The sequence below is a fragment of the Phormidium pseudopriestleyi FRX01 genome, from assembly GCF_017313335.1.
GTDB classification, from domain to species: domain Bacteria; phylum Cyanobacteriota; class Cyanobacteriia; order Cyanobacteriales; family Laspinemataceae; genus Laspinema; species Laspinema pseudopriestleyi.
This window is the reverse complement of record NZ_JAFLQW010000294.1, coordinates 1-4,744: the sequence shown is the minus strand read 5'-3', so window position 1 is coordinate 4,744 and position 4,744 is coordinate 1. Positions and strand designations below refer to the sequence as shown.

The 4,744-nt window shown below is 45.0% G+C and carries 5 protein-coding genes; all 5 read right to left on the bottom strand.

The window, feature by feature from the left end; all coding sequences use genetic code 11:
* Positions 1-866, bottom strand: an 866-nt coding sequence (locus J0895_RS11020) for an LL-diaminopimelate aminotransferase (RefSeq protein WP_207088145.1), incomplete at its 3' end; no start/stop codon positions are given.
* A gap of 137 nt (positions 867-1,003) precedes the next feature.
* Positions 1,004-1,843: a class I SAM-dependent methyltransferase gene (locus tag J0895_RS11015; protein WP_207088144.1), complete on the bottom strand. Its 840-nt coding sequence runs from the start codon at positions 1,841-1,843 to the stop codon at positions 1,004-1,006.
* Between the two features lie 104 nt (positions 1,844-1,947).
* Entirely contained in the window at positions 1,948-2,787 is an 840-nt protein-coding gene (locus J0895_RS11010) for a dienelactone hydrolase family protein (RefSeq protein WP_207088143.1), read from the bottom strand.
* A 91-nt stretch (positions 2,788-2,878) separates the two neighbouring features.
* Positions 2,879-3,667: a hypothetical protein gene (locus tag J0895_RS11005; RefSeq protein ID WP_207088142.1), complete on the bottom strand. Its 789-nt coding sequence runs from the start codon at positions 3,665-3,667 to the stop codon at positions 2,879-2,881.
* A 9-nt stretch (positions 3,668-3,676) separates the two neighbouring features.
* Complete coding sequence (locus J0895_RS11000; protein ID WP_207088141.1) at positions 3,677-4,639, bottom strand: TRAFAC clade GTPase domain-containing protein; 963 nt, start codon at positions 4,637-4,639, stop codon at positions 3,677-3,679.
* Between the last annotated feature and the right edge of the window lie 105 nt (positions 4,640-4,744).

Below are 4,744 nucleotides of genomic sequence, written 5' to 3'. Positions count from 1 at the left end.
GTGGATTGGCGGCGATTCCAGAGTTTCCAAACTTCGACATCAGAACCATCAGAAGCTTTTGCCATGAGGGTTTTGGGAACCACCGTCAACGCGCAACGAGTGCCGGTAAATCCCGCATTTTTGGAGAAGGAACGAAACTCGATCGCACAATCTTTTGCTCCTTCTATTTCATAGATGGAGTGAGGCAAATTGGGGTCGGTGATAAAGGCTTCATAAGCTGCATCAAAGAAAATAATTGAGCCATTGTTTTTGGCATAGTCTACCCATTTTTTCAGATAGTCTTTGGTGGCAGTTGAACCCGTGGGATTATTGGGAAAACAGAGGTAAATTAAATCAACTTTCTCTGTCGGAAGTTCTGCGGTAAAATTATTTTCCGCACTAATCGGGAGATAGACTAATCCCTCATACTCTCCTTTATCATTAGCGGGTCCCGTATGTCCTGCCATGACGTTTGTATCGACATAGACGGGATAAACTGGGTCGGTAACGGCGATTTTGTTGCTGTTGCCGAAAATGTCGAGAATGTTGCCAGTATCGCACTTAGAACCATCAGAAATGAAGATTTCTGAGGCATCGATCGCGCATCCTCGGGATTGGAAGTCGTGAATGGCAATTTTTTCGCGCAACCAGGCATACCCTTGTTCGGGTCCATATCCTTTGAATAGACTGCGATCGCCCATGTCTTCCACCGCTTTTACCATTGCTTTGCGGCAAGCTTCGGGTAGGGGTTCCGTAACGTCGCCGATTCCTAGTTTGATGATTTTGGCGTCCGGATTCGCCTCCGCAAAGGCATTCACCCGACGAGCAATTTCGGGAAACAGGTAACCCGCTTTGAGTTTGAGGTAGTTGTCGTTAATCGTTGCCATCGTCAATCGGTAAAAACATCGTATTACAGTTTACCGTCAATGGTGGCATCCGGGATAGAGGTTGGAGTTGCTATTTTTGGTATGAGTAAATACCCCTGTCAACCCAGTTTGGGACGAAGAGTTTCTGGAATTGATGTTTATCTGCCGATGGGTTTGCTTCCCACTATATAAAATATTGTGATATCGTTCCAGATGCCTTGCTTCGTGACTAAGGTTTCTAATTCAGCCAGATACTGGAATTTAGCTGACTTTAATTGTTCTGAATTCAGATGTTGGACAAAATTCATCTGGGTAAGAGGGTTGTTTAAAATCAGTTCCCACAAGTTTTGAGCAGATTCTAAGCTCAAATAGTCTCCAAATTGCTCATTGGTGACTTTTATTTGTTCAAAATCGGCTGTTTGCAAGAGATGTTTACATTTTTCTGGGGTTGCTGTTGCTTCGTTCCAATTTTGCAACTGTAACCCGTAGTTTTTGGCAATTTTTATTAAAATATTCCCTAAAATATAAGCGGTTTCGGCAACTCCGGTAATCGCGATGATTCCACCGGGTTTGAGAAAATTATGCCAACGGCGCAAGTTCGTGGGAATGTTGGGAATATAAGGAATGCCACAACAACAGAAAATTCGGTCAAAGCTGTTGGCTGGAAATTCGATGATTTCTATATCTCCTTGCTTGAGTTCAATATTAGTTAAACCAGCATGGGCTATTTTGGAATGCGATCGCCTTAACATTCCCTCGGACAAATCGACTCCCACCACTGAACCGCTATTTCCCACAATTTGGGCGGATTCAATGGCGACTAAACCAGTTCCCGTGGCGATATCTAAGATGTGCTGTCCCGGTTGAATGTCGGCGCATTGGATGAGATGATGGGCAACAATGGGATGAAAATCACCTTCTTGGTCATAGTTTGTCCGGCGATTAAAGTAATCGGCAATTTGTTGTTTATAGTGATTAGGAATGCTATAATTATTCATAGTAATTATCGTTTTTTATAGGCCAAGGTTTTTAAGTCCATTATGCCAGGAGGACAGGGTATTGCCTTGTCTCTCCGGGGTGAGGATTGAATCAGCTTGTTAATTTAGGCAACGCCGTATTTTTCAAACCAAGTGAGAAGGCGATTCCAGGCGTCTGCTGCTGCTTCTGGGCGGTAGGTGGGGCGGTAGTCGGCATTGAATCCGTGGGGGGTGTCGGGATAGAGGATGATTTCGGAGTTGCTGTTGCCAGATGAGAGGCGATCGCGCATTTGTTCGATGGTATCATTGGGAATTAAATCATCGTCACCGCCGTATAATCCGAGGATGGGAACGGTTAATTCCGGGGCAATATCGATGGGATATTGGGGAGTCAGGGGGGTGGATTCACCTACTAATCGCCCATACCAGGCGACTCCTGCGGTGACTTGGGGGTTATGGGCGCTATACAACCACACAATTCGTCCTCCCCAGCAAAATCCGGTAATACCTAGTTTGTCGATGTTGCCGTTACTGCTGCTTTTTGCCCAAACAACGGTAGCATTGAGGTCCGATATCACTTGTTGATCGGGTACTTTAGATACAACTTCGGAGATGATTTGCTGGATGTCTTCCATTTGGGATACATCTCCTTGTCTAGCAAACATTTCTGGGGCGATCGCCAGATAACCCCGTTTCGCAAATCTGCGGCAGACATCCTGGATATGTTCATGAACCCCGAAAATTTCTTGGATTACTAACACAATCGGGAAGTTTTGTCCCGTGGCAGGCATGGCGCGATAGGCGGGTATTTTGCCATCGTCAACGGGGATAGTCACTTCACCGGCGACTAATCCTTCGCTGTCGGTGGTAATAACTTGTTGGGCGAAAATTGGATGGGCGGCAAGGGCAAATCCAGTGGCGATCGCACTCACTTTGATGAATTGTCGGCGAGTTAAAGATTTCATCGGCAATGGGTCCTATTTGTTCAAGGAATGATTCGGTCTAATTGTAATCTAAAGGGAGAATTATTCTATGAACCCCGTGATTTTTGGTCATTTAAAACCACAAAAACCCTAAAAATAACATCCCGATCGCCACAATTCCTGCCACTAAGGTTGCTGTTTCATTGAGCTTTTTTTCCGACTGAAACGGTTCTCCAGAAGAACTGGGGGCATCTTGTCTTTCCCGAACCGGCGTCCAATCTTCCTCCTCTAAACTTTTGGATAAACCCCGCCAGACTCGCGCCTGAATTAAGGCATCTTTGCTTTTGATTCCGGTGACGACAACTAGGGGACCTTCTCTGTGGGGTAACCCATATTGTTCAAGTTGGGTGGCGAGGGTTTCTTTGGTGCGATCGCAATTTTTGGCGAGTTTATCCGTGGAATGTTCTTCTCGTTCTCGGTCGGATTTTTGGGGATGACTGCTGAGGGTTGCACTCGCCGATAATCCCTTTAAAAATTCCCAATTAACGGTAAATCCATCCGGTCCTCCCACGGGAATTGCTTGGTCAATTTCGGCATCTAATCCGTCTTGTTTTTCCTCTAAAAAGGTGCGTAAGGCGCGGACAGCGATTGCCCGTAACTGTTGTTCATTGGCGGCGGAATCTTCGACAACCCAGGCGATGGAATTGCGAATAGTGCGATCGCGAAAATCAGTCCGTCCCCTCGCCTCTAACCCAGTAATGAGCAATAACAAGCGCCCGCTATATCGCCCCATAACCAGTGAGGGAGATTCGGTTTGAATGCAGTCAGCAACGCCATTTAAGGTAAGAATAGAAGGGGTTTTTGGTAGCCAACAGTAGCCATCTTCTTGAGCAAATCCCCGACTTTTTACATGAATTTTCATGACATTCTCCTATCCAATATTGAGCCAATTTTGACCCTGCAATACCGTAAATGCACCCGTATTTTTACAGCCCTTGGCAAATTCCCGGACTGCATCTTTGAGGTGATTATCTAGTCCTAACCAATCTCGGATAAAATTAAATAATCCTAAGTTGCGTCGGTCCAAATGCAGTCTTAGTAAAAACCGTAACAAATAGCGTAACGGTTGTTCACTATCCTGGGGATTATATTGGGCATCATGACTGGTTTTTCTAAAAATAAATAACGGTTTGCTATCCAGCATTTCAATTCGGGAAAAAACTACGGTTCCTACGGTTTGAACTGGCGTCACAATCACGACGACTTTTGAGAGTAAGGATTCCGATCGCAACAAATCTAATAACCTTGCATATCCCGCTTGCACCTGCCTGACTAATTCCGCGCTACTTTTTTCATCTTGTAAGTATTTTTCGCAGCGTACCGGGGCAAAAATCACCAATCGGGGAGACTCTAATTCGCGATAGACTCGTTGAAATAAATTGGCAATTTGTTGGGGTTTATTTACCGCATCATGCCATTGGCCGTTTTTTTCCATTAAGGCAGGAGTATCAATGGCGATCGCCACCGCTGCCGATTCCCGCACAAATGTCTCCACTCGTTCCTTTTCTTCCCGCGAACTTTTGGCGGCAAGATATTCTCCCGGATAATCTTGAAAATGCAGCGTTAACGAGGGAATTGCGCCTTTTCTTCCCAACTCAAAGAGAAAAGATTTATGTTCTTCTGTACTCTGCATCCATCCTTTCGTTTCAAAACTGTCCGGCAGGGTTTTCAGTTCAGCTAATCGTTCTTGTAGCAATGCTGCACTTTCTAAATCTGGGGTCAATTGCAAATTGGTTTGTCCAATACTGCGTTCAAATTGCTCATACATGGCAGTCAAAAGGCTGGTTTTACCCACGCCACTTGGTCCCAGCATGGTGACTTTTAATTCCTGCATTATTTTTTCGGGTTTAGGGTTGACCTGATTTGTTTTTTAAGTTTACTTCTATGTTAGCAGAATTAAAGGGAATTATCCTTGAAATTCTCCCGACTCTCTAATAAT